The organism is Desulfoprunum benzoelyticum (genome assembly GCF_014201505.1).
GTDB classification, from domain to species: domain Bacteria; phylum Desulfobacterota; class Desulfobulbia; order Desulfobulbales; family Desulfocapsaceae; genus Desulfoprunum; species Desulfoprunum benzoelyticum.
The window spans coordinates 55,071-79,682 of record NZ_JACHEO010000011.1 but is presented as its reverse complement, the minus strand read 5'-3'; the positions used below and the strand labels follow the sequence as shown (position 1 = coordinate 79,682).

Here is a 24,612-nt window from a genome sequence, read left to right as displayed (position 1 = left end):
CATTGCTCCCAATAGGCTTTTATTATCAATTTTTGTTATTATTGATTGTTTACAACAACTTGTTAAGTATCTTAACCATCGCCAAAGTGTCCAAGCGACAGTATTCCAGCAATCCTTGTCGAAGTTTGGCGACTTTTGCAGTATCTTCGGTCTTGCACATCTCATGATAAACTCGCATGGCCATCATGCCGTCCGATACACTTAATCCATCATAGGAGAGTTCAGGCACCAAGGCAGGTAAAACTTCTTTTATTGAATAAGAACCTCGCATCTGCCAACGGTATATATCTCTCTTTTTAAAAGGGGTCATAAGATCACGGATATTGTCAATTCGTCCATTAATCGCAGCAGCTAAGTCCGGGAAAAACTCTGCCAGAGTTTTAAGCACGCCTTTTTCAAAAACCTGATTGTAAGTCAAAAGACAAGCCTCTTTAGGAATTTCGGACAGCAACTTTTCGGCCAATTCTCGACGGGGATCTTCGCCTGGATTGGCAAGATATTCGTAATGTACCGGTTCAGCCCCTTCTGTTTGTTGGATATGCAGTGAATACTGAAACGGAATCTTCTGGTAGGGCCGGGTTCCGTCAAAGGGTGGGATGGGCGTATCAAAGGTCTCAAAATCGAGATGGCAGAGTGGATACCAGAGACTAACGAGAAAACCTTTAACAGCGGAGAGTTTAATGCTGTCTTTTTTGCTAATGGTTGCGATAGCTTGAAACTTTTGAGCAGCGTTCAATTTATCCAACGGCAAGTCTTCTAGCCTAACTATGCCCTGGTTGTAGTAGTCGAACTTATTGATCCCTCGACCTTTCAGGGAGAAGATTGAATCTTCAGGAATATGTTGCCAACAGTAAGGAATGAACTCGCACTCGTAAGGAGTTGAGCAATACGGGCCGATATCGATAGACGGCTCATCGCCTTGCAAAGCTTTACGCAATTCAGCGATAATCGCCTGTATCCCTTTCTGCCTTGCAAAAGCCTGATCGGTTATATCCTCACTTACGAACAATTGATGCACATCAATCTCGCCCTGCCGCACATACTGGTTGTTTATATGGACAAGAAATACTTTAGAAACCGTCAGTCCCGAATTAGCTATAACGTAATACTGTATTGCCGCATCATCGTAATTTGGATCCTTTACCTTGGTGGACATCTTTACTTCATGGATTTCCCATGTCGCTCCGGTTCTGACTAGGATATCCGCCTTGATAAAGATACCGTCGAAGGCAAAGGACGCCTCATAGATAACCTTAGCCCCTGCATCGATGAGTTCACGGGTCCTAGAAATCTGTTCTTTAACGGTCAAACCTGAAGAAGGTACTTCGGTGCCTCCTAGAAAGAGCTGCTGGGCTAGGAAGCCAACTTCTTTACCGGTTTCGAATTTAGCTTCGAGATCAGGAGCTGATGGTATTTCAAAATCAGGGGGATTTTTGGTGAGGTAAAGCGCTTTTGAACATTGTATTCCCTTCAAAAGGGAAGTCTTGCTGAGACCTGATCCGCTACCACCATTTCCCATTGAATCTCTCCTTTAAGACAGCATCTCTCATCTATATTTTTTATATGGCTTTATTACTGACCCTTTATGGGCAATCACATCACATGGAATAATCTTCAGCGTGCCAGTTGACCCTTGAAGTAGTAATTCTACTGGTTCTTGCAGCCATTGCTGCTTTGGATAAATCAGCGCTATCCTTGTCCCTGAGATACGGTACTGCACAGATAATGGCTAGGGTAAGTTGATTGCAATCATGAAGAACAATAACTTCGTCTTCCATATTCTCTGTCATTGCCCAAACCACAAAAACATTGAGTGCACACAGCAGTTCTTTTGGAGCATTAAGAAATGAGGGGGAATCGTGGTTTCCCCCGCTGACAATGATGTTCCGGCAAAGAAATCGATAATAAAGCTCTTGGGCTTTATTGCTTGGAGTGCTTGTATCGAAAACATCTCCAGCAATCAGTAATGCATCGACTTCTTTTTTCTGAATAGTTTCACTCAACCAATCAAGGAACGCTGAAAACTCTTCATAACACTTCCGGCCATAAAGAGAGCGTCCTAGATGCCAGTCTGAGGTGTGAAGAATTCTCATAAGCCCCCGTTGGTCGCCTGTACACCTAAACCTTTAACTTTTTCATAAAGATCAATGAGATGTTCAATGGTCAAATCCAGTATCGGCTCATACATGAATGAATTGAGGTGGATGTTTGAGCTGACAGTAATACTTACCTTCTCTAAGACGCGTATCTCAGGCGCGGAAGGTGCCAAAGTTGTGTACTCTTTCATGAGGGAGCCAAACTGATTTTTTGTTTGGCACCAGTAGTTTTCATCGTTTTTTAGTGTCCGAAGTTTGTTAGTTACAAATATTTCGGATTGCAGGCGTATAGCCATAGAAAGCAAAACTTTGTCTTCCAGATTCAAGCCTTCATGTTCACCAAGGGCGCAAATTTCCTCAGCTTTGGAGAAGAGAAGTGAGTTTATCGCCTGAGTGTTGTTGATATCATGGCCTGTTCCAAAAAGTCGATTGTAAATTTCCAGATAATTGCCAACAGTGATTTGTTCTGTATCATTTTTCCAATGCAGTAAGCTGGTGAGTGTCAAGTAGTCTGCATCTTGCTCACCTTTGGTGTATTCAATAAGGTTTCTCGTAAAAGGAATAGTGGCGCAAAGAATGCAATCGTCATTGACCACATTGTTCTTCCATTTACCTATGAAGTAATTTTTTATGCCTTCTGTTTTTTCAAGAGCAATGGAATCAGCGCTCTTGTTCGCCATTAGGCATCTACTATATGCAACAAAACTATTTACGAGAGACCGGAAGAAATCAAAATTATGGGTAAGAATTATTTGATGAAAGAGTTCTGAATTACCAAGGTCTTTCAAATACTGGACGATGGCATGCTTGTTTTTATAATCAAAGGAATCGGCGACATCATCAATAATGAAAAGTGTTTCTTGATTTGCAATTATCCGGGCTTCTACTTCGAAAATGAAATTGAGCAGGTAGAGAGCTCTCTTTTCGCCTTGGCTTAAGGTTTTGATCTCAGATCGTGACCATTCGACACTGTCATTTCCGTCGCTGAACATGAACTTCAGCCTGGCTTTCTCTTTGCCGAGGGCAGCTTGAGTTTGATTGGCAACAGAAAGCGTAAATGGCATATCAACGAAACGATCATTGAAGAGCTCAACTGCCCTAGTCCATCTCGGTGCGACTTGCGCGGCAGCAGCCTCAATGAGGTTGATTTCGTCTTTACTTGTGCCATACGATTCCAGATAAGCTTTAGCGTCTGTGTTGTCCTTAATGTAATATGCCCAAAGTTCCTTTCGGAATTTGGCCTGGTTTTCTGGTTTGAGTTTTTCAAGCAAAAATTCGACCTGGGTTGAAGAAAGGCCTTCTATAAGGTCGGTCAACGCTTGGGTCTGTGCGTTCTTTGCTAAGCTGGCGCGCAGTTTTTTTAATGTTTCATCACCGTCAATGCTTGCATGAATAGCCTGGAGTTTTTGATCCAGCTCTGTCTTGTCGATCGAAGTTGTTTCTCCTCGAAAATGAATGCGGTGACCACCTGCGAAGAAGCCTTGTTTTTCTAATGTCCCAAATGATGTTTCTGCCTTTGTGGGATTGAATACACCCTTTTTGTAAATCGTTCCAGCCTGATCAAAAAGCTTTTGATAACGTTCATTGAATTCACTCGCCTTAGCTATAAATTCCTGACTTTTCAGAACTTCGATAGCTTTAGGGTCGAAAATAGTCGCGTATTCATAACAACTTAAATCATCCTCAATAGAGGCTGCTTTAATTTTCTGAATGCAAGCAGGAAAATCGGTATCGCTCCAGTCATTAATAACTATCTTTTCGATGTCGCCTTTCTTGACTTTCGAAACTTTCTGAAGTGAGTTGATGAGCTTGTTTTTTAGTTTGTCGAGTTCAACAAGCAGCTCATCGTATCTGGCCTTATTTTCAGGATTAACAAGTATATCAGTTATGGCTGGAGTATCGGCGCTTATGTCGATTTCGGCCTTGAGGACATAGATAGCTTTCTCTGCGACAGTAACTCCGTCCGACTCGACAAGATACGTTGAGGTGCGTTGATAACGCTCTTCTTTTGGTACTTCTCCTTTAGAGAGTGCATCGAAGGTCTTAGCTAAAGAAGATTTCATCAGACCATTGGGAGCGTAGATCGCATAGGCTTTTGCCAGCGGTTTTGCTGGATTAGAACCAATACTGAAATTAAATTCATGATCCAATGACTGGATACCATAACAGTTCTGAAGTTTAATCTTTAATTGGTCCATTTCTCGCTCCCATCCTCAGAGATTGCCTCAGCAGCCACAATTTCCATAAGCTTGCCGTAGCTATTGACCACATCATATTTCACATTTTCCGGATTGATCTTACGGTTTATCTCATCAAAAAATTTCCGCGCGCACTCGATTTTGGTTTTTTCAATTTCTCTCAGTTCCATCGTGGACATGGAACCCTTTGTTTCAGCAACGAAATAGACATGCTTGACCATTCCTTCTTTAAAAGAGATGGCCCAGTCAGGGTTATAGCTCCCTACCGGCGTTGGAATGGAAAAACCCTTGGGCAGTTTGGCATAGACAACCACTTCCGAGCTGGTATCAAGTTCCTGTACGAAGGTGCGCTCTGTTTTCGAGTCAGTGATGACATAATCATAGATATGTCGTTTCAGTGGGTCTCCAGCTTTGCTGAAATCCTGCTTACTCTGACTATCCGTAAAGATGTCTATATCGTGGGTTTCAGTAATCGCATCGTAGGTTAAGTGCTCAATGATAACGGTGGCTTTTTGTTCTTGAATCAGTCGTGAAGCTTCTGAGATGAAATTTTCAGGATTGGTTCTAAATTGAGCAAACACTGGCTTTTCAAGACCCGCCAGGATTTCAGTGACAGTTCTCCTGGTCAGTTGGACATTTTCAGCGACTTTACCAATGAGATCATATTTCACAGCTGAATGGACAGAATGGCCGTTGTATTCAGTAGATGTTTCTCTCACCTCAAAGCTATCACCTGATTTCATTTGATCATAACTGATTCCATCTGCCTGTTCTCCCCGTTGAATGGTAAATTGCAGCGGGCTTACCCTGAGTTGCATATTCAAAGTCTGGATGCATTTTTCGACAAGCTCTGCACTGTCAAAATGAACACTGTATGCTGCCTTACGATTTATTCTGTTCCACAGCTCCTTGAATTCCCTCTTCTCAAAGTTGGCATTTAAAGGGTTTGTTTTGGCACCTCGATCATTCTCAATCTCAGGCAACTGTGCATCGCTATAGACACTTTCGATGAGTTGAAAGATCTGTTCTTTATACGGTGTTAAATCTTCCGGCAGGTCTGCAAGGTTGTCGTTATTAACTGCTTCGTGAAACTTTTCAGCAATGTTTCTCTTTCGGTCCACATAGCCGTTTTGAATAAGGTAGAATTCTATCCCTTCTGCCATTTCCTGCGTAACTTCTACAACGCCGGAAGAGGTCTGCAAAATCTTCCCAGAAAAATATTTCACATCGGCGACACGTGGGCGTTCAGAAAGGGATTCGCTGATATCCTTCTGAAGTGCGGTAACAAAATCTCGGTAACTTTCACTGGCAACAACAGTGAGGACATTGGTCTGGTGTACTGTTGCCGGATCATCCTGCCTGTCACCCAGTTGATTGACGGCAATACGGAGTCCGCGCCCGACCTCTTGCCTGCGGGAGATGCTGTTGTCACTGTGTTTCAAGGTACATATCACAAAGACATTAGGATTATCCCAACCTTCCCGAAGAGCTGAATGGGAGAAAATGAATCTGGTCGGCTCTGCAAAAGAGAGCAAACGCTCTTTGTCCTTTAAAATCAAGTCATAGGCATCTACATCATCGGTTTCAGTAGATTTTTTACCGGTGACTGGATCAACCATCCGTTTGCTTTTTTTATCAATTGAGAAATATCCGTTATGAGTGCGGTTAACAGAGATACCATCCAGATACTTTTTGTACCCTTCATGCATGAACAGATCCTGCTTGATCCCTCTCAGGATATCCGTGTATTCCTCTTCAAAAATCTTGGCATACTCTCCACCTGCTTCACCAGCATCGGTGTACACACGGTATTTTGCCACTTCATCAATGAAAAACAGGGTAAGCACTTTGAGACCCTGCTGGTAAAGCACCTGTTCTTTCTCAAAATGCGCTCTAATTGCCTCGCGGATTTGAATCCGTCGCAAGGTCGTTTCATTTACATCCCCAGTTGCCTCTCCAGCCTGTAACTGGTGGCCGTTGGTAAACTCGACCGTGTCGGTGATAGCGTTGATATCTGCAATTACAAAACCTTTGTACTGGTCCAGCTCACCAGAGAGGTCATAGAGATTATCTCCTTTCTTGAGCTTCCGAATTATTCGCTTTATTCCGCTTGATTGCCTGGTCTCGATCTCAATTCGAGCAACAGGAGTCTGTGTGGAAACTTCGATCGATTCAAGATAAAGATAGGCATTAGTACCGGAGAGCCCTTTAACAGAGATCCCCCGCACGGCAATCTTCTTTACCAATTTTTGGTTGTATGCATCCAAGGCATCAAGCCGGTGTACCTTGTTATGCTGCGTCTTATGGGTTGCAGAATAGCGCAGGATAAACAGTGGATTAAATTCCTTGAGGGAGTCCAGGGTTTTTGCGCCTTCCATCTTTTGAGGTTCATCCAGAATCAAAATAGGCCGATTGGCTTTGATCACATCGATTGGACGGCGGCTCTGGAAGTCATCAAGCTCTTCGTATATACGCCTTGCATCTTTTCCGCGAGCGTTGAATGCCTGAACATTGATCACCATGACATTTATTCCGGCATCAGACGAAAAACTCTCAAGGTTGTGAAGCTGTTTGGAGTTATAGATGAAATACTTGACTTTTTTATGGTAGGTCTCCTGGAAATGCTCCGCCGTAATCTCCAATGATTTATACACACCTTCTCGGATGGCAATACTCGGGACCACAATGATAAACTTGGTCCAGCCGAATTGCTTGTTCATCTCAAAGATGGTTTTGATGTAGCAATAGGTTTTACCGGTCCCGGTTTCCATCTCGACATCAAGGTTCACAGGAGAGACTTTGGTTTTCACCAAGCTCGTTGACTGCGGGAGATTTTGGAGTCGTTGAATCTGCTGGATATTTTCAAGAACCTGTTGTTCGGTCAGGGCAAGGTCACTATTCTTAAAACCGGACCCTTCAAACATATGTGTAGGCCGATAGCCGCGTGAGTCGGCTTTTGCTACTCCCGGATCAATACGGTAGCTTATACCTGCCATATTGGGCTGGCCTTTAAAACAATCCACTACCGATTCAACAGCGCGAGTCTGATAGGCTTGTTTTTTAAATTTCAGCTTCATTCACAGCCCCCTTTCTTCTTCGTGACTTCGATCTGCTTCATTTCCTGCTCTACTTCGATGAAATGCTTTTCCACTTCCGTCGGTTCTTCCAGTTGTTTCAGGCGAAACTTCTCGTACTCTTCATGTGCCTTCACCATAGCTGATTCGTGGCTGATTGTTCCTGCATGGGTCAACAGCTCCCGACCGGTCATGGTCAGAAATTGATGCAGGCGCTCGGTCCAATCCAGCATTGTCATGGGGTTACGGTTCAGTGCCTGGAGTTCCGCCATTTCAAGATACGCGGTCACAATCCGGTTGAGGATGTTCAGTTCATCTTCCGCCAGGTAGTTCTTGGCTACTTCCACATCGCGCTTGAGAAGTTTGGAACCTGGATAATTGGTAACACCCATATGAGGTTGTTCAGCATCAGCCCGTTGATAAATAAGCTCTGCAGCGGTATGTCCATGGGCTGCCCAGTGCATCTTGTTCTGTACTTGTTTGAAGAATAGTTTGGACGTTTCTGACTTCGGATCGTAATCGATACTGGTGGCATATATATCCAGCACTTTACGCCAGAAGATTTTTTCCGAGCTGCGAATATCCCGGATTCGGGCCAGCAACTCTTCAAAATAACGACCACCCTCCGGTTCTTTTAAACGCTCGTCATCGAGAACAAAGCCTTTGCGTATAAATTCAGTCAGCTTCTGGGTTGCCCAAATGCGAAACCGGGTGGCAACACTACTTTTCACCCGATAGCCGACGGAAATAATCATGTCGAGGTTGTAGAAATCCAGATTACGCTGGACCTGTCGCTTGCCCTCTTGACGAACCGACAAGAATTTCTTGTGAGTTGCCTCTTCTGACAGCTCTCCTTCCTCGTAAATATTTAAAATATGCTGACTGATGTTTTGCTGGGTTGTTTGGAAAAGCTCCGCCATAAGAGGCTGGGTCAGCCAGACGGTTTCCTCCTGTAGGCGTACATCGAGCTTTACCTGGCCTCCCTCTGTCTGATAGACCAGAATTTCACCTTTTCCATTGTTGTCAAGGCTACTCATATGCACTTCACCTCGGTATGGGGTGACATCAGTTTGAAGATCTGCTCGACATTGATTTTCACGCTGTCATCTTTAAATCCTGAATCGCGGAACACCACCCGGAGGGGTTGACGCTTGGTGAGTTCTTTGCAGAAACCTTCCGTAATCTGACCGTTCTTAACAAAGCAGGCGGCTAGTGCATTGTTATCGACAAAGAACACTTCACGATTTTCGATGGTCTCTTTGGTAATTGGGAGAGTCAGATCAACACCCCAGTCCAACAGAACCTGGAATAGCAGGTCTTCTGAGCTTCGATCGGCTTTGATGTTATCGGTTAGTAGGCTTAACTGTTTTTGTTCGACTGCATCGGGAGTGTAATAGATGTCTGCCATATTACTCGTGTCAACTTTGAGGACACGGAAACCGACATCAAGCTCCTGAGTAGTTATAGGACTTTCACTTTTGATTTTCTTACCGGCTCGGCGAATACGTTCTTTACCTATTTCAGTGATGGTTTTGTACCCTGCTTTGAAGGCTTCTGACTTTTCATCGCATTCTTCAGGTAGCTGCACCATAATGAATTTCCGTTTACCTCCGTCTTCAGCATTTAACTGCATTACTGCATGGGCAGTGGTTGCAGATCCGGCAAAAAAGTCTATTATTAAATCAGCTGGCTCGGATACATATCGTATTATTTGAACAAGATCGGATATAGCCTTTGGATTATCAAAAACTCTGACACCATCGAATATCTCTAGGAACTGATTTGTGGCCGTTTGAGCATAGCTATAATGAACACTTTTCATCACCTGATCTTTGTTATCAAAAAGATTAGTCCTTACCCTGGGAACAGTTGTTTCATCATCTCCAAATACAATTCGCCCTTTATCAACCTCCTCCCAAAATCGACTTGGTGTTGGATAACGCCAACCACTTTTGGGTAGTTTACATGCTCTTTTGGTAAAAGGATGCAAGACCTCATAGCGAGGTCCTCCACCCCCGGGCCAATTAATATTCCCATCATCTCGATAAGGTCCTAGTTCATCAACTTTGCGAAATCTTTTAATGGGTGTTCTTGGATCTTCATCTGGAATGGTGGCATAATACTCTAATATTTTATCTGTAATACTCGCCCAATCATCCCCATATTTTTTTCGTAAGCTATTGAACAAATCTCGGACTTCATCCACTCCTTCCTTCGGAGCTCGAAAAATGATACCATCGTTTTGAATGTATGCTGCATCCTTGAAATAGCACACCATATACTCATGACCAACAGAAAAATACTTAGCATCATTTTTTCTGTTTCGATCCCACACTAACGTTGCAAGATAATTATGTTCACCAAATATCTCATTGCATAGTTTACATGTATTGGTAACTTCATCATCATCGATACTAATGAAAATCACCCCATCATCACTCAATAAATTTCTTGCTAGCTTTAACCGCGAAAACATTAGTGAAAGCCAATCTGAATGAAATCTGCCATTTGATTCTGTATTGGCAATAAGACGATTACCTTCCTCATCTTTTTGATTTGAACGTTTTAAAAAGTCTTCAGTATTTTCTGCAAAATCATCAGCATAGATAAAGTCCTTTCCCGTATTATACGGCGGATCGATATAAATCATCTTCACCTTGCCTAGATAAGTCTCCTGCAGGAGTTTCAGGGCATCAAGATTATCACCTTCAATAAACAAGTTTTCGGTACTATCAAAATCGACACTCTCTTCACGGCAAGGACGAAGAGTCTTGGCGATTGGTGCATTAGCCGTAAGCAGTGCTTCCCTTTTTCCTGGCCAGTTCAGATGGTAGCGCTCTTGAGGACCTTCCACAATATGTGTTGAGAGTTCCTGTCTGAGTTGGTCAAAATCAATGGATTGTTTCAGGTTCCCATCTTCGTCCGTTGACTCGGTGACACATCCCGGAAACAAAGCAGCAAGCTTTACAATATTCTCTTCGGTAAAATTCGGGCTGTGCATCTTTAACTTTTCCACCTTTTAACTCCTCAGTTTCATGCTGAAATCTATCAGTCTTTCAGATTCTCAATTTCTTTTTTCAGTTCATTAAGCGCTCTGTTCATTTCAACACGCCGATTGAACTGTTTTTCAATTTTCATCCGCTTTTCAAGCTGTTGTGCATCCCGCTCTTTTGTTCGCAAAAGATCAACTCTTGCAACCAGGTTACTAAGGGTTTCGTCCTCCCTGAGTTTGAGCGGGCTCATCGCCGTTAACAAAGCCTGATACAATGCTCCCATATAGAGAACAACCGGAAGATTTACTCTCTCAATATCATCGTCCATCCAGGTTGATTGAAAGTAACTGCTGACAACCCATTTGTTTTTATCTGCTTCATTCGGTCGCTTATATGCTCCCACATACCGGGTTTTGCCGTTAAACTGCAGCTCAAACAGAATAGGCGAAGGAATGGCCTTATCGATAGTCAGTAAAACTTCATGTGCCAACTCACCGGTTCTCAGCCTAACAGAAAAAACCTGAATTTCTTCCACACCTGCACTTGCCGGCAGGTTTATTGTTGCAGGAGACAGTTTATAGGCCCAGGTGATTTTTTCTATCTGGGTGATAAACTGCTCCTTTACCTTCTTTGTTGGCGTAGTGTGTTCGTAGATCTTTCCTTTGGCAACCATTCGTCCGAATGCAGCTGCTTTGGGAAAGCTGTACAAGGCGTTCATGGTACTTCCTCTCTTACAACGAGGAAGGAAATCAGCTCAAAGTCATCAAGCCCGGTAATCGTATCAACCAGTGCGGTAGTGCTTCTGCCAGTAAAGAGGCTGTCAATATCCTCGTCTTCTTTTACCTCAATCATCGACCGGATAGCCTTTCCCAGCAGATCTGAGTACTGGTCCATATCGCGGCCATCTCTCGTGACACTATTGAATTTTCTGCACAGCTCCTGAAGAGGTGTTGCCAACCCTTTACAACTGGTTCGCACTAAATCCAGGAGGGATTTGACCTGGGTATGATCAGCAATCACTTGACCATTATCGCTGATATAAATGAGATAGTATGGATGTAGTCGGTTATGCTGATTGATATTAACGCCGGAGTTTCTATTGCGGAGTGTAAAGATTACGCCCGGTGTTAACCCAATGTCTTTATTGGCGGGAATAATTGCATGAAGGCCATGGGGCAAATGGCTTAACTCGCCATTACTCTTGATATAATTCAGCAAATCCATCCTGAAATCGTTCAACCCCAGGTCGGTGATATTGACACCGGTTTTCATATCTTCAAGCTCTATCACCTCATCCTGAAGGCGTCTGAGCTGTTCTTTCCGGTAACTCACATCGTTTGCCTGAGCTGAGAGCACATTGTCATCACCTGTTGCAGTAACATCGGCAATGATCATCCGGTTTTCCACACGCTCCTTAAGATTGATATATTCATCAAGCGAGATATCCGGCCAGTAATTGACAAGCTGAATGGTTTCATTGGTAGAACCGATTCGATCAATCCGGCCAAAACGCTGAATAATTCGAACAGGGTTCCAGTGAATGTCGTAATTGATGAGATAATCACAATCCTGCAGGTTCTGGCCTTCTGAGATGCAGTCAGTACCAATGAGCACATCGATTTCACCCTGCTCTCCAGGGAGTATCAACGCCTTTTCTTTGGAGATCGGAGAAAATAGTGTGAGTATTGATTGAAAGTCAAAACCCCTTTTCAAGGTGGTCTTTGGGGCATCCTTGCCGGTCACTCTGCCGGTGTGGACACCCATTTCAAGGAGATCACCAGTCAGATTATCGTAGAGGTAGTTTGCCGTATCTGCAAAGGCGGTAAATATAACGATTTTTTTGTTCCCATGGTTGATAGGAGTATTGATCTTATCGACAACATGCTTTTTGAGATGCTGCAGCTTTGAATCGTCGTTCGGCCCCACCTTTCTCATTTCGTTGAGTAGTTCGGTGATAATGGCAAGATCAGCTTTCAGGTCATACTCCCATGAGGGTAAGTCCATATCTGCCAGACTCACCTGTACCTTGCCACCAATCATAAAGTCTCCCAGGCCGGTCAGATCGTCATCTTCCGCTTCGAGTTCGCCAAGAGAGTCTGCCAGATCATGGATGGAAACGTTTGCTCCGGACTGTCTGAATTGCTCTATTTGAGAGAGCATACGCAGGTGGTTCTTTTCCAAAGAGCCCAAGGTTAGCCGGAATGACTCCACTGAACTTTCCAGGCGCTTCAATAGATTGGTGGTCATAAGGGACTGCAGGCTTTTCTCACGGTCTGCCTGCCGCAACTTTCCTTTGCCACCTTCAACCGCTGTATCATAAAGCTCTTCATATTTCCTCAAGCGGCTTGGGAGAATGTAGCTGACCGGGGCATAAACGGATAATTTTAAGAGAGAAAGCTTCTTGTAGATTTCATTGAAACCTATGACATCTCCGCGCATGGTTAATGGACAACGAAATGAGAGAGGCTTTCTTCTCACCGGAAATTTCCCGATATCGGTTGTGTCGTAAAAGGTTTCAATATGCTTTCGTGACCGTGCAATCGTTACACTGTCGAGGAGCTCGAAAAAATCAAAGTCGAGAGCATTCAGAATTGCCTGGGCTGTTCGTTCTTCGACCGGCAACTTTGACCACCAGTTAAAAACGGTCTGGGCATGCCTGAATATCTCTTCGACACTTTTTTCGGTGCGTAATTTTGTACTGAGGTTTTGCGATTCTCCTTCATAGGCGAGTGCCAGCTGGTTGCGGAGGTCATTAAACCGATTGTTTACGGGTGTCGCTGAAAGCATTAAAACCTTCGTTTTCACACCATCCCGTATCACGGTGTTCATCAACTTTTGGTACCTGGTTTCCTTGTCCTTATAAGCGTCATTGTTTCGAAAATTATGCGACTCATCAATAACGACAAGGTCGTAATTTCCCCAGTTAATTTTATTTAGCGGGGTACCGTAGGACTCACCACTCGTTCTCTGGAGGTCTGTATGACAAAGGACATCGTAATTTAAACGGTCTTTAACGAAAATATTGGTTTTCAGGTTCCGATTATAGTTGAGCCAGTTGTCAGCCAGTTTCTTTGGGCAAAGAACCAGGACAGAGCGATTACGGAGTTCATAATACTTGATAACGGCAAGCGCGGTGAATGTTTTACCCAGACCGACACTATCAGCAAGGATGCAGCCGTTATAGCTTTCAAGTTTGTTAATAATGCCCGTGGCGGCATCTCGTTGAAAGTTGAAGAGCTTATTCCACACTACGCTGTTTTTATAACCAGTGAGGTCATTGGGCAGAACATCCTCGTTTAAATCTTCGAGAAACTCGTTGAATATGTTGTACAGCATCAGGAAATAAATTTTTTCCGGAGAATTTTCCTGATAGACCGATTCGATATGGGAACAGATCGTATCAGTTACATCTTTGAGCTTCGTATCATCGTCCCAAATCTGGGTGAAGAGGTTTAACCAGGTCTGAGTGGAGGGAGCATCCTCAAACTTGGTTATAAAGTTGGAAACCGCATCCCCTTGCTGATATCCAAGATCAACCGCTGTAAAGCCATGCAAAGGCATATATGCAGAGTCATTATCTCTTTTGTTTACGCAGGCAAACTGCTGCATAGGTGCTTTGGTAACATTTGAACGAAAACTTGCTTTACGTCGAATCCAGTCTGCACATTCCCTGGCGATTGCTCTTTGGGTGAGCTTATTTTTCAGTTGAATCTCGAACTCACTGCCATATAGACTTCTTTCACGTTGTTGTTTAGGAATATGAAACTCCCTTCTTTCACGCGAGACTTTGTCGGTAACCTCATTGGGGACAAAAGCTTGAGCCGTGAAGATAAACTCAAGCGATTCAATTTGCTCCAGCTCTTTTTTCAGTGCTTCATAGGCGTATATGGAAAAACAAGAGGCTGCAATTTTCAGTTTGGCACCCGGCTTGACAGTCTTTTTCAGATCATCGCCCCAAAGGGTATTGATATTGTCCAGGATTTGCATGGTTTCTTGCCGCCTATCTTATTTTAATTCAATATATTCTGCCCATTTGTTCAGTTGCTGTCTCCAGACAAGTCAGCACTTCCTTTGCGTACCCACCCGTCAACTTCGTCTTTTTTGAATTTCCATAAGCGACCAACCTTGTGGGCTGGCATACCTTTTTCACTAATCCACTTGTAGACCGTATCTCTTTTAATACCGAGATATTCGCCAATTTCGTCAACAGATAACCACCTGTCTTCCATCTTCGACTCCATCATTCTCTTGAGAACCGGCCTAACAAGCATGTCTGGATGCTTTACCACGGCGTAACCATGTATGCACTATCCGGCCAGATTAGGTTAAACAGGGTTTAAACTATATAGATTAGCTAAAAGTAGCAAGATAATTCCTTGATTCGACTACTTTTACAGGATTGATGGACTTGCAAAAACCTCAAATTTCAGATGGCTACGTAAAAACTTCATATGCGACACGCGGAATATTTCCATCATTTCGGCGTACTAGAGTACGTCGTGATGATAGTATTTTTTGCAGCAGCGTGCTTGCCAGCACCGTGGCAAACTCTTCCAGATCGGTATCTTTTTTATTGCCGATGTTGAACGGATGGGGAGCCTTGTATTCAACCACCATATTATGCTGGATCAAAGATCGTTTGCATTTAGTACCAATAGCGTTGTAGGCTTTAGTGTTATTTTATCTACTTTTGAATAGTTAAACCGCTTTTCAATCTCTACTTTGTGATACGAAAAATGGATTTTTCGCCGATACTCATCAACTTCCTGACCTCTTTCTGGTATTTTATCCCCTTATTCATTCTCATAGCATTATTCAAATCGCCTTGGTTCAAAGGAATCTTTGGTGAAGCACAAGTGAACCTGGCTGCAAAATTATTCCTGAACAAAAGCGACTACCATCTCATCAAAAATGTCACCCTTCCAACTGAAGATGGAACCACTCAGATTGACCATATCATCGCGTCCAAATATGGACTTTTTGTCATTGAAACAAAAAACATGAAAGGCTGGATATTCGGTAGTCCCAGCCAGAAGACCTGGACCCAGAAGATTTACAGGCACACCAGTAAATTTCAAAACCCTCTTCACCAGAACTACAAGCATACAAAGACATTGCAATCCTGCTTGGGATTACCCGAAGACGTAGTTTTTTCACTCATCGTTTTTGTCGGTGATAGTACCTTCAAAACAGAAATGCCTGAAAATGTTACTTACGCCTGGGGCTATTTACGTTTCATCAAGTCCAAAAAAAATGTGTTGCTGACTAATGATGAGGTGTCCAGGATTGTCCGGCTAATCGAAGGAGGCAGGTTGACACCTTCTTTCGAAACCCAGCGCCAACATGTGAAGAATGTCAAATCGAGATTGGAAAACAAGGAAAATAGCAACCTCTGTCCTAAATGTGGCAGTGAGTTGGTTTTGAGAATTGCCAAGAAAGGAACCAATAAAGGCAACGAATTCATGGCATGCTCTGGATTTCCAAAATGTAGATACGCCAAGAATGCTCTCTAATTTCAAGGAGGAACAGCAAGCAGTCGATTTCTTTGTTTATTCTTTTCTTATTACACGCGGTTTCTTCTTTTCTTGTGTTTCTCGTTTTTTGTCGTTGTCGTCAACTAATCTGGGATAAATTGAACATATTTCAAGATAAACATATTTTTCTTATGGGTTTCTCATTAATTGTTCAAGTCTCCCTGAAAACAAGCGGCCCGGTGTTGTCTATCATCCTTGCCCCGTTATCTTCGCAAAATTGATACGTCTTTATGTAGCATAAATAAACTACATTTCTATATCGTTTCCCGCAGGGCCTTCAACAGCTTTTCCCCTGTAGTGCCCGTCCCCAACACTATCAAAGCGCGAATTGCAGCAGTTTCACTGATGTGTCGGTGGCTCTCTTTATTCATTGTCGCGGTAATCTCTTTAAGCCTGGCAATATCATCATCATACAGCCGGTACGCCTTCAATGATGGCTTTTTTCTAGGTGTCACCAGATCGAGACGTTCGTTGGTGTCGGTTTTCGACTCAGCTGTTTGAGCCAGCTTGGATTGCCCTGTGATTTTTTTAGTTGCCATAGCTGAGAATTTCCTCGGTCAGTTGTTTGAAATCTTCGGCACCGTAAGATCTTGGGTCAAAAACCATTACGGGCTCATTGTTCATCTGAGCCTGATTGATGGCCTCATTTCTGCGAATCACTGTTTCCAGCAGATTCTCTTTATAGGGTGCCAATTGTTCTTCGACGTACAGATTGGAAAGCTTGGTACGGGAGTCACGACTATTTCTCAAAATCACATATTTAAAGTTGCTGGACTCTTTCACATCTTCAATCGACTTGAAGAGGTCGGCGATGCCATCCAGGGAATATCGTCCGTAAATGGTCGGGATCAAAATCAGGTCGGAGGTATAGATAGCATTGACCGTGAGTACATTAACTGTAGGTGGACAGTCGATGATGATGAAGTCGAAATCCTTTTCAATCTTCTTCAAATGATTATGGAGAAGCTTTTCCCTGTGGATTTTGGTCGTGATCTGTTCGGCAGTTATGGCCAGGTGGATATTGGAGGGGATAATGAAAAGATTCCCAACCGGATTTTCATCTTCACCGGCCACCGCCTGACGAATGACACTGTCAATTTTAAACGATTTATTTAAGAGCAGCTCATTGACCGTTTGATCTCTGGGAATGTCCGGGCAGAAGATAACAGAGCTGTGTGCCTGGGGATCCATATCGATAAGAAGCGTCTTCTTTCCGGACATAGCCAGACAATAGGCCATGTTTGTGGAAATCGTTGATTTTCCCGCACCACCTTTCTGGTTAAGTATAATTATTTTCATCGTATTTTCCTGTAGTAAAGAATATTTTGTATAGCTTTTTTGTAATATTTAAATATACTAGTATATATGTACTGAAAGGTAGAGAAAAACACATACCATTATATAGCACAAAAGATATAAACATTGCTAACAAAAAAGCCGTCCCCCGAAGGAGACGGCTAGTGTAGTGGTAAATGGCTGCTTAAGCCGATACAGTCGAAAGATTCCCCTCGACTTGCTTCAGCTCTGCCATTTTTTCCGTCAAGAACCAAAGCGCCTGGTTCAGTTTGATATTTCGATCAAGTGCTTTGACCGGTCGTGTGGTTGCTCTCCTGAGTCGTCCGTCGCCGCCTCTGGTAATGCCTTTGAGGCCGCCACGCATGACATTTTCCTGGATCACGTTGAATGTTGTCCAGAGATCATTACCCTTGTCGTCATAGCGCCGTTCATCAAGCAATTGATGTGGCTGCACGGGGGCCTGGTCGGGCTCGTCATAAATCAGGCTATGCGCTGCCTGGGCAAAAACGCCTCGCTCGTCCGGAGTCATCTCGATTACCTTCATCTCGTCTACCCGCTCGGCAATGGTTCCGGCTGCAGATGCAATCTCGCCAGCTGAATGGATAAATGCATCCGGACTGAAGCCGATATGCTTATGGCTGAAGTTGGCAAACTCCGAGGCAACCATCAATCCGTTGCCGCATATCTGCCGCCAGACTGAAGCTATCAGCTTAAAGGCACAGCCACAGTCGTGGGAATTATAGAGAACCAGGTCAACCCGTTCACCGTCGAATGACAAGCCATTTTTGGCAAAACGAATCAGGTGCCGCTGGTACCCTTCCCGCTCAGTTTTGCGTACTATGCTTTGCTCCGCATGGATCGGAAACCATCCTGCTTCACGCAGCAGATCGACCGCCGTTAAAGTCGGCACAAATGAATACCTTGACGAAACGGTGCCAATGGGTGCCAGAGATCCGGCTGCCGGTGCGAGGGTGATTATGTTGTCGTTGGTTAAAGTTTTGATTACGTTCATACCTGCCTCCTTGATTTTTGTTGTCTATCAATAGGGCAGGCCACTCCCCCGAAGGGACATGTCTGCCCCTTGTTATGGGATGTGTGGTTATTTCTCCGGTAAAATTCCCAGATCGGAAAACGCGGTAACCTCATCACCGACTACCAGGTGATCGAGGATCCGCACATCTATGATTTTCAGAATATTGGTCAGGGTAGTCGTCAGGGAAATATCCTGAGTGCTTGGCTCACTGCCACCTGAGGGGTGATTGTGGGCCAGGATGATTGCCTCGGCATTGAGCTGCAGGGCCTCTTTGACTATCTCTCTCGGATGGACCGTTGTGTGGTTGATTGTACCTGTGAACATCTCCTTGAATGCAAGGACCCGATGCTTTGAGTCCAGAAACAGGCAGGCAAAAACTTCACACTGTCTACCACGGAGCTTACAGCCGATAACCGCCTTGGCGCATTCTGAAGAGAGAATAGAGGCACCGCGTCGCAGTTGGTAGCCTATGAGCTTATTCGCCTCGGTGAGAACCAACTTTTTCGGTGCGGGATGATATTCACCATCCTGATCTTTTACAAAGAGCATTGGCTTCCTCCTTTGGGACCAGAGAAACCAATGCCCCGTTCCAGGGAATTGATTCCCCTGGTCAGGTGAATGGTTGTTGGTGTTACGCTGTTTGTCGCTTTCGTATTTCCGCCAGCACAAAGCCTTGCGACTCTTCAGGCCGGTAAATACGGATTGGTTTTTCGTTTATCTCGCCACATCCTTTGCGGTCATACCAACCGATCTTTCTTCCGGCCCAATAGACGGCCCCGGCTTTCAGATCAAATCGGTTACGGCCAATATAGACAACTGCACCGTCATTTTGGACATACACCTTGCCACGCACAATGAATTCATGCGTAATCGAAGTGGAGCCGGCAGTTGTTGTCATGGTCGTGGTCGTCTTGATAGTGGTTGTTGTGGTCTCCCGGACATCCTGATCATCATCAAGAGACAGGCACGAAATAAGCTGGTGCTGTTTGTATCTGGTCCAGGCATCGTCCATGGAGCCCACTGTTTTCTTGCCGGTGAGGGCCTTGGCAAGTTCATACATCATGGAGTTATCGGATTCCGACAAGGCAGCCAGCCCCTGATCGGACAACTCGCCTTCGACAGCCAGCGATGTTTCCATCTTCTGGGCCATCAGGGAGAGGGCCTTTCCCTGCATTGTCCCAGCATAGGCCATATAAAACACCCGTACCGGTAAATGCTGGCCAATACGCCATGAACGACGGCTGGCCTGACGCAGAGTAAAGACCGAATAACCGCATTGAAAAAAGATGATGGTAGGAAAATCCAGCAGATCTAAACCGGTTTTCACCAGGTTCGGATTACAAACCAGACAGTCATACCTGTCTGTTGTCATTTTGTCTTTCAGCCATTCTTCACGATTTTCGGGCCTTATGGCCTGACTCCTCATTACCAGTGGAGAAAAACCGTTTGTGCTGAGTTTTTCTTGCAGGGTCGGCAGCAAATCCCGCGTTCCAGTATGCTCCAGAAAGACAGCAACCTTTCGCCCCTGCTTCTTCTCAGCTGCAAGAATCTCGAGAAGACGCGCTTCCTTGGGGAGTAAGTCGATATCCTCCAGTGCCTGTGCACTGCCGACGATTTCTTCAGTACCATTTTTGTCAAGGGTAACCAGTTCCTCGACACGGCAACCATCAGGATACGCCAGTAATGACTGGAGCATCTTGCCTAGAAGCCGCATGTCGCCACGGGCCAGGGCCTGCCTGGTCGCTGACATCAGACTATCGGACAACTGGTCATATTCTGTTTGCTGGTCCTCGTTCATGGCCACCGGCACAATGATTTCATCATAATCCGGTAATGCGTCACTGATATCCGCCAGCCGTACAAAGACTGAACGTTCAAGCAGCAGATTTGGCAGAAGCAGCGGTGAAATACCCGGTGCCTCCTTGACTCTTGATCTACCGATTTTACGACCGATACTTGCGATATTCAGACTCGCAGCTATGTCTTTACTGTCATAGGTACGCTGGACGACGCCGTAGCGTTCGGCAAACTGCAGAGTACGGCCATACTCAAAGCCGGCTGCTTTCATCTGGCCTGGAAACATCCGCCAGAGAAGATAAAAAAGGTCTTTGGAGTAACCGCCCATGAGGGTTCCGGTGAGAGCCAGTATCTTTTTGGATTTTGCGATCAGACAACTCATTGCCTGGCCCTGGGCCGTACCGCCGCCTTTGAGTTCGTGGACCTCATCGAGAATAAGCAGATCAAAGAAGTTCTTTGGAAAAAACCTTTTTATAAACTCAGCCTTGGCATAGCGCCGGACCTTATCCCTGTCTGCAGCCCACAATCTTGCTCTGCAGTGTTCACAGATTGGCGACTTGTCGGTTTCCGATACTTCAACCGCTTTGCCGCAATCCGGGCAGCATTCGGCACCTCGTCGCAGGATGATATTTTGTTTCCGTTGAAAATGCAGCTTTGCCCGCTCTTTGCCGATAACCCAGATCTCAGTACCAAACGGCCTGGTTGCATGCAGTTTGTGGGCAAGAAGCTGCTTCATACTTTTGTCATCCAGGTTATAGCAAGAGCAACCTGGTATGGTTTCCTCTGCCTCCCGGATCCATTTTTTGACCAGGTGACCCGGGCATTGGATCAGGATTCTTTTGGATGATTTTGGAATGAGATACGCCATCGCAAGCCCCATAAAGGTCTTGCCGGCTCCCATCTCGCCAACCAGGAAAGCAGCCTTGTGATCTTCTTTGTAAAACGATCGGGCTACAGGGAGAATTCCCCGCCTGGTCTGTGAGGCAAATGGAGGACGAATCAGTTGTTGTAGCTTTTTCCTGGCCGCTATGTCCCAATCATCCTCCGCCTTGGGCGAATAGACCGGATTCATATTCTTGATGACCTGGGCTTTGAGGATATTGCCCCAATCACCCAAGAAATCAGCCAGCTTTACTGTTTTGGTTGTTACCTGATCAGGAGCACTCTGGATCTGTGCTTTCGGATCAAGTGCACGAGTGTTGACTTCCATCGTTCACCTTCCTTTTTTAAGCTATGGGAAAGGCAAACAATGTCCCCCAAAGGGCTTTGTTCGCCCTCCTATGGGTAGGTTCGTTTTAATTACGTCAAATATCTCTGTTTCACTCCTTCAAGGATTTGTTCTTGAAGCGTGTCATCCACTGGCCATGTTATAAGGTAGGCCTCGCGAAGCTCGTCTCCACCAAAAGAGTAGAGTTTCTCGGGCTGCAAAATTTCATCCCAAAGCCAACCTTGCCATTGCGGCTTCAAGGGAATACTGGTTGCCACATCGAGCCGCAGAAAAGAGCGCTCTTGCACCAGGGATATATCGGGACCAAAGACAACTGTTGAAGAGGTGACCTGGCTACAAGTTTCCGGAAAATGATTTTCACTCACCATAATCTTGTTGACCGTTTCACCAATCTTGCGGGTCCGACAGGTTCGCACTGCCCCAGAAAAACTGACGTTTTGGGGTAGATCATCCTGGCTTGATATACGGCAGGTCTCCCCGCCAAATAGAACAGCAGAAGATGCTTTGATATGGGATGGTGTGCCGATAAGGCTGAATAAATAGGCCTCAAGTTCACCACCGGTGGCTCTTGCAATCAGAGCGTCACAGTAGGTGATAAAACCAGCGGTTTGCACTGTTACATATTTTTCGTTTTTAAACATGTATCTCTCCTGTGTGAAAGGGAGAGAGATCCCCACGCGGGGGATGCTCTCCCAGATGGGTAAGTGTGAGGTAACGACTACTGAACATTGAGCAGTTCAGCTGCCTGCATGTCAATGACCTTGACGGTTGGCGTGTACTGGTCTCGTGTCGTAATAGTGCCTTCGCCTGATTCGTTCTCATGAACACTGATCACTTTCTCAGACTTACGGACAACACCTTTAATCACCAGTTGCCGACCATCTTTTTCAATCGCTCCGTTCATATAACCGCCAGCCAGCATCAAGGCCAGGTGGCCGTTTTCCAGCGGGGTCAATGGACGGATTTCAGTGTTTTTCTTTGGCGTAAGATCCTCTAGCAGGTTTTTTAACACTCCAACCTTACGAACAAGGGGGATGGCTTCAAGCGGATCTGTCTTATTTGCCGTAAAATTTAGAAGCGGCTTTGACGTGACCGGCACGATGATGGGCGCCATATCTTCCAGGGTAAAAACAGAATCCATAAATTCATCGGGATCCATGTCCGACAGTTCTACAAGATGAGACTCTATTTGTATCGCTTGTTCCCTGGGAGCAAGCAATTGTTTCCTGCCAACCACGATACACTGTTTGAATGGTAGGAATTCATCTTCAGGAAAGCCAAGCACCTGGATCTTGAAATACCTGGCCAGGGGTTTGGCACAGTGCTTGAGGATATAGTAGGGAATGATCAGGACCAGATAGCCTCCTTGCTGCAGGGTACCAAGATAGCGCCGCAAAAACTGTGCTTCCAGCCGCTGTGACTTGCCATCTTGGTTTATCGCAGTGTCATAGGGAGGGTTCAGGTAGAGCAGGCCAAATGAGTGTGGTGAGATTTTCATTTCAGTCAAACCATCTCCCCACAACACTTTGGTAAGCCTCGATTTGGCCCTTTGAGCTCTCTGGTGGTCGAGTTCTATTCCATAGGTAGTGAGAGCCATTGATTGCTGAGCCAGGTTGGAAAGGGTTTTCCCTTCTCCGCAACATGGATCAAGCAGTCTGGCACCATCTTCAAATGATATTTTTGTTTTCAGCAGGTCGCAGACTTTATCCGGAGTTGGATAAAAGCCGGCTTTTGCCTGGGATGCGAGTCTTGCCATTGTTTTTCCTCCTGACAGCGTGAAGAAAATGAAAATCCCGGCCCTGAGATTGCAGGTGATGGCGCATGCCGCCGGGATTTTCTCTGATCTTTCGTTATCCTTTTCTTGTGGTTGATGTAATCGGTTAGAAAGGAACATCTTCCGGCAGGGGTGGTTCGGCGGTATCACTGTTCGGCGGAATGCTGCCAGCATTCCTGTCGCCATGACCACCGAGCATCTCCATTTCTCTGGCGATAATTTCAGTGGTATAACGGGTGATGCCGTCCTGATCTTCCCATTTCCGTGTACGAAGTCGTCCCTCAATGTAGACTTTGTCGCCTTTATGAAGATGTTCACCGCACACGACGGCAAGTCCTCCCCAGGCAACGACACGATGCCAATCTGTCTGTTCCTGCTTGTTACCATCAGCGTCTTTCCACCGCTCGGTTGTGGCAATTGATAACGTTGTCACCGGAGCAGCACTGTTTTTGGTGTAATGCAATTCAGGATCGTTGCCTAAGTTTCCGATTATCATTGTCTTGTTCATGTCGTTCTCCTCTTATGAAAGATTGATAAAACATAGAATTTCGGAGAAATGCAGATTCCCACCGTGGGAAAAGGATCTCCCCGAGCTGGGATGTTTTTGTTTGCCTTACGCTGAGGCAGTGTTTGCTTTTTTTATCTCCAGAAAGGAGAAAGACCGATCTTCTTGGAATTCGTCGATGGAGCTGCCATGATCTCTCAAAAAGTGATCAAGCCGACTCGTAACGAGATGCTTTCTTGTTCTGGTTGCCGCTCTGAGAACGCAACCGCCTGATTTGATGGATCCTCTTTTCTGGACAATGGCAAAAATCTTTTGCTTGCAAGGATTAACCTTATCCTTGAACTTCTTCTCGTTTGCTTGCAGTTCCCGCAATTCATTGACACTCGCTGCCAGGTGCGGAACCTCTTCGGCCTCGAACCTGGGGCAGCTTGTCAAATGGTTGCAAAAACCACAAAGGGGTCCTGGATCGGTATCAAGCTCAACCTCTTTTCCACAAAGTATTGCCTGATAGTCAGCCCAGAGTGCTTCGGCCTTTTTGAGCAGTCCAGCAAAGATGGTTTTCTGCGGGGAATAGCCATTGAAAAACTCAGCTTCACCATTTGCGAGATCGAGTGCTATAAACGCACCTCTGATTGTGTAATCAGGGAATTTTTTGGCCAATGCACCCATCTGGATGTAAAGCTGAGATTCCCAGGAGCCATACGGATCATCAGGGATATTGCTCGTGCTCTTTGTCTCCAGAACGGATTTGATCTTATGAATTTCCGAAGTGAAAACGAAGTCTATATGAGCCGTGATTGGTACATTGCCATCGACTGCGACTTCAACCTGCCGCTCGAAATTTGTGTATCCTGCAGCGGCAAAAGCATTGGCAACGATCTCCTCGGCCATGTGCCCCCGCTCGAAACGAAGAAGGGTGGCCAAATCATGTTCCGTTGGATTGATTTTCTCCAGGATCACTTTTCTTGGGCAATATCCGATATCGGATGCACCAAGGTAATTGCTGCGATCTCCCAGAGTCTCTTCGGTATGCTGTTTTGCCAGCTTGCGCAGGCTTGTCAGCAGTGTGGTTTTGATATCCATG

Annotated in this window: 19 protein-coding genes and 1 pseudogene; 1 reads left to right on the top strand and 19 read right to left on the bottom strand. The window is 45.1% G+C overall.

The window, feature by feature from the left end:
* Nucleotides 1–49 precede the first annotated feature (49 nt).
* The 10 genes and pseudogenes from HNQ81_RS10450 to HNQ81_RS10405 form a co-directional block, all read right to left on the bottom strand.
* A complete protein-coding gene (locus HNQ81_RS10450; protein ID WP_183351100.1) occupies nucleotides 50–1,519 on the bottom strand; it encodes a DUF2779 domain-containing protein in 1,470 nt (489 codons plus the stop codon).
* A gap of 172 nt (nucleotides 1,520–1,691) precedes the next feature.
* Nucleotides 1,692–2,093 (bottom strand): annotated as a pseudogene (sbcD, locus tag HNQ81_RS10445) (exonuclease subunit SbcD); the annotation flags it as partial.
* Nucleotides 2,090–4,294 carry an ATP-binding protein gene (locus tag HNQ81_RS10440; protein ID WP_183351095.1) on the bottom strand — a complete coding sequence of 735 codons (2,205 nt, stop codon included), beginning with the start codon at nucleotides 4,292–4,294 and terminating at the stop codon, nucleotides 2,090–2,092. The pseudogene sbcD and the gene HNQ81_RS10440, both read right to left, overlap by 4 nt.
* Nucleotides 4,282–7,371: a type III restriction-modification system endonuclease gene (locus HNQ81_RS10435; protein ID WP_183351093.1), complete on the bottom strand. Its 3,090-nt coding sequence runs from the start codon at nucleotides 7,369–7,371 to the stop codon at nucleotides 4,282–4,284. The genes HNQ81_RS10440 and HNQ81_RS10435 overlap by 13 nt, the downstream gene beginning before the upstream one ends.
* On the bottom strand, nucleotides 7,368–8,405 hold the full coding sequence (locus HNQ81_RS10430; protein ID WP_183351091.1) for a virulence RhuM family protein: 1,038 nt from the start codon (nucleotides 8,403–8,405) through the stop codon (nucleotides 7,368–7,370). The genes HNQ81_RS10435 and HNQ81_RS10430 overlap by 4 nt, the downstream gene beginning before the upstream one ends.
* A complete protein-coding gene (locus HNQ81_RS10425; protein ID WP_183351090.1) occupies nucleotides 8,402–10,384 on the bottom strand; it encodes a DNA methyltransferase in 1,983 nt (660 codons plus the stop codon). The genes HNQ81_RS10430 and HNQ81_RS10425 overlap by 4 nt, the downstream gene beginning before the upstream one ends.
* A gap of 32 nt (nucleotides 10,385–10,416) precedes the next feature.
* Nucleotides 10,417–11,079: a DUF4391 domain-containing protein gene (locus HNQ81_RS10420; protein WP_183351088.1), complete on the bottom strand. Its 663-nt coding sequence runs from the start codon at nucleotides 11,077–11,079 to the stop codon at nucleotides 10,417–10,419.
* Nucleotides 11,076–14,348 carry a helicase-related protein gene (locus HNQ81_RS10415; protein WP_183351086.1) on the bottom strand — a complete coding sequence of 1,091 codons (3,273 nt, stop codon included), beginning with the start codon at nucleotides 14,346–14,348 and terminating at the stop codon, nucleotides 11,076–11,078. The genes HNQ81_RS10420 and HNQ81_RS10415 overlap by 4 nt, the downstream gene beginning before the upstream one ends.
* Nucleotides 14,349–14,398: 50 nt before the next feature.
* Complete coding sequence (mads1, locus tag HNQ81_RS10410; protein ID WP_183351084.1) at nucleotides 14,399–14,590, bottom strand: methylation-associated defense system helix-turn-helix domain-containing protein MAD1; 192 nt, start codon at nucleotides 14,588–14,590, stop codon at nucleotides 14,399–14,401.
* A 205-nt stretch (nucleotides 14,591–14,795) separates the two neighbouring features.
* A complete protein-coding gene (locus tag HNQ81_RS10405) occupies nucleotides 14,796–14,978 on the bottom strand; it encodes a hypothetical protein (RefSeq protein ID WP_183351082.1) in 183 nt (60 codons plus the stop codon).
* Between the two features lie 119 nt (nucleotides 14,979–15,097).
* On the opposite strand from HNQ81_RS10405, the gene HNQ81_RS10400 reads away from it, so the two are divergent.
* Nucleotides 15,098–15,874, top strand: coding sequence for an NERD domain-containing protein (locus HNQ81_RS10400; RefSeq protein WP_183351080.1), 777 nt, complete (start codon nucleotides 15,098–15,100; stop codon nucleotides 15,872–15,874).
* 275 nt (nucleotides 15,875–16,149) lie between these two features.
* On the opposite strand, the gene HNQ81_RS10395 is transcribed toward HNQ81_RS10400, so the two are convergent.
* From HNQ81_RS10395 to HNQ81_RS10355, 9 genes are all read right to left on the bottom strand, one after another.
* Nucleotides 16,150–16,434 carry a hypothetical protein gene (locus tag HNQ81_RS10395; protein WP_183351078.1) on the bottom strand — a complete coding sequence of 95 codons (285 nt, stop codon included), beginning with the start codon at nucleotides 16,432–16,434 and terminating at the stop codon, nucleotides 16,150–16,152.
* Nucleotides 16,424–17,194: a ParA family protein gene (locus tag HNQ81_RS10390; RefSeq protein WP_183351076.1), complete on the bottom strand. Its 771-nt coding sequence runs from the start codon at nucleotides 17,192–17,194 to the stop codon at nucleotides 16,424–16,426. Before HNQ81_RS10390 ends, HNQ81_RS10395 begins: the two co-directional genes overlap by 11 nt.
* A 181-nt stretch (nucleotides 17,195–17,375) precedes the next feature.
* Complete coding sequence (locus HNQ81_RS10385; protein ID WP_183351074.1) at nucleotides 17,376–18,203, bottom strand: DUF932 domain-containing protein; 828 nt, start codon at nucleotides 18,201–18,203, stop codon at nucleotides 17,376–17,378.
* 87 nt (nucleotides 18,204–18,290) lie between these two features.
* Nucleotides 18,291–18,773: a RadC family protein gene (gene radC, locus HNQ81_RS10380; RefSeq protein ID WP_183351071.1), complete on the bottom strand. Its 483-nt coding sequence runs from the start codon at nucleotides 18,771–18,773 to the stop codon at nucleotides 18,291–18,293.
* A gap of 82 nt (nucleotides 18,774–18,855) precedes the next feature.
* Complete coding sequence (locus HNQ81_RS10375; protein ID WP_183351068.1) at nucleotides 18,856–21,231, bottom strand: SNF2-related protein; 2,376 nt, start codon at nucleotides 21,229–21,231, stop codon at nucleotides 18,856–18,858.
* 89 nt (nucleotides 21,232–21,320) lie between these two features.
* On the bottom strand, nucleotides 21,321–21,890 hold the full coding sequence (locus tag HNQ81_RS10370) for a hypothetical protein (RefSeq protein ID WP_183351065.1): 570 nt from the start codon (nucleotides 21,888–21,890) through the stop codon (nucleotides 21,321–21,323).
* A 77-nt stretch (nucleotides 21,891–21,967) separates the two neighbouring features.
* Complete coding sequence (locus HNQ81_RS10365) at nucleotides 21,968–23,209, bottom strand: DUF6094 domain-containing protein (protein WP_183351064.1); 1,242 nt, start codon at nucleotides 23,207–23,209, stop codon at nucleotides 21,968–21,970.
* Nucleotides 23,130–23,531: a single-stranded DNA-binding protein gene (locus HNQ81_RS10360; RefSeq protein WP_183351061.1), complete on the bottom strand. Its 402-nt coding sequence runs from the start codon at nucleotides 23,529–23,531 to the stop codon at nucleotides 23,130–23,132. The genes HNQ81_RS10365 and HNQ81_RS10360 overlap by 80 nt, the downstream gene beginning before the upstream one ends.
* A 105-nt stretch (nucleotides 23,532–23,636) precedes the next feature.
* A complete protein-coding gene (locus HNQ81_RS10355) occupies nucleotides 23,637–24,611 on the bottom strand; it encodes a hypothetical protein (RefSeq protein WP_183351059.1) in 975 nt (324 codons plus the stop codon).
* Between the last annotated feature and the right edge of the window lies 1 nt (nucleotide 24,612).

What these genes read in the sequence shown, in the direction of transcription:
- HNQ81_RS10450 (WP_183351100.1), bottom strand. Translation starts at nt 1,519, where the DNA reads ATGGGAAATGGTGGTAGCGGATCAGGTCTCAGCAAGACTTCCCTTTTG.
- HNQ81_RS10440 (WP_183351095.1), bottom strand. Translation starts at nt 4,294, where the DNA reads ATGGACCAATTAAAGATTAAACTTCAGAACTGTTATGGTATCCAGTCA.
- HNQ81_RS10435 (WP_183351093.1), bottom strand. Translation starts at nt 7,371, where the DNA reads ATGAAGCTGAAATTTAAAAAACAAGCCTATCAGACTCGCGCTGTTGAA.
- HNQ81_RS10430 (WP_183351091.1), bottom strand. Translation starts at nt 8,405, where the DNA reads ATGAGTAGCCTTGACAACAATGGAAAAGGTGAAATTCTGGTCTATCAG.
- HNQ81_RS10420 (WP_183351088.1), bottom strand. Translation starts at nt 11,079, where the DNA reads ATGAACGCCTTGTACAGCTTTCCCAAAGCAGCTGCATTCGGACGAATG.
- HNQ81_RS10415 (WP_183351086.1), bottom strand. Translation starts at nt 14,348, where the DNA reads ATGCAAATCCTGGACAATATCAATACCCTTTGGGGCGATGATCTGAAA.
- mads1 (WP_183351084.1), bottom strand. Translation starts at nt 14,590, where the DNA reads ATGGAAGACAGGTGGTTATCTGTTGACGAAATTGGCGAATATCTCGGT.
- HNQ81_RS10405 (WP_183351082.1), bottom strand. Translation starts at nt 14,978, where the DNA reads ATGGTGGTTGAATACAAGGCTCCCCATCCGTTCAACATCGGCAATAAA.
- HNQ81_RS10400 (WP_183351080.1), top strand. Translation starts at nt 15,098, where the DNA reads ATGGATTTTTCGCCGATACTCATCAACTTCCTGACCTCTTTCTGGTAT.
- HNQ81_RS10395 (WP_183351078.1), bottom strand. Translation starts at nt 16,434, where the DNA reads ATGGCAACTAAAAAAATCACAGGGCAATCCAAGCTGGCTCAAACAGCT.
- HNQ81_RS10390 (WP_183351076.1), bottom strand. Translation starts at nt 17,194, where the DNA reads ATGAAAATAATTATACTTAACCAGAAAGGTGGTGCGGGAAAATCAACG.
- HNQ81_RS10385 (WP_183351074.1), bottom strand. Translation starts at nt 18,203, where the DNA reads ATGAACGTAATCAAAACTTTAACCAACGACAACATAATCACCCTCGCA.
- radC (WP_183351071.1), bottom strand. Translation starts at nt 18,773, where the DNA reads ATGCTCTTTGTAAAAGATCAGGATGGTGAATATCATCCCGCACCGAAA.
- HNQ81_RS10375 (WP_183351068.1), bottom strand. Translation starts at nt 21,231, where the DNA reads ATGGAAGTCAACACTCGTGCACTTGATCCGAAAGCACAGATCCAGAGT.
- HNQ81_RS10370 (WP_183351065.1), bottom strand. Translation starts at nt 21,890, where the DNA reads ATGTTTAAAAACGAAAAATATGTAACAGTGCAAACCGCTGGTTTTATC.
- HNQ81_RS10365 (WP_183351064.1), bottom strand. Translation starts at nt 23,209, where the DNA reads ATGGCGACAGGAATGCTGGCAGCATTCCGCCGAACAGTGATACCGCCG.
- HNQ81_RS10360 (WP_183351061.1), bottom strand. Translation starts at nt 23,531, where the DNA reads ATGAACAAGACAATGATAATCGGAAACTTAGGCAACGATCCTGAATTG.
- HNQ81_RS10355 (WP_183351059.1), bottom strand. Translation starts at nt 24,611, where the DNA reads ATGGATATCAAAACCACACTGCTGACAAGCCTGCGCAAGCTGGCAAAA.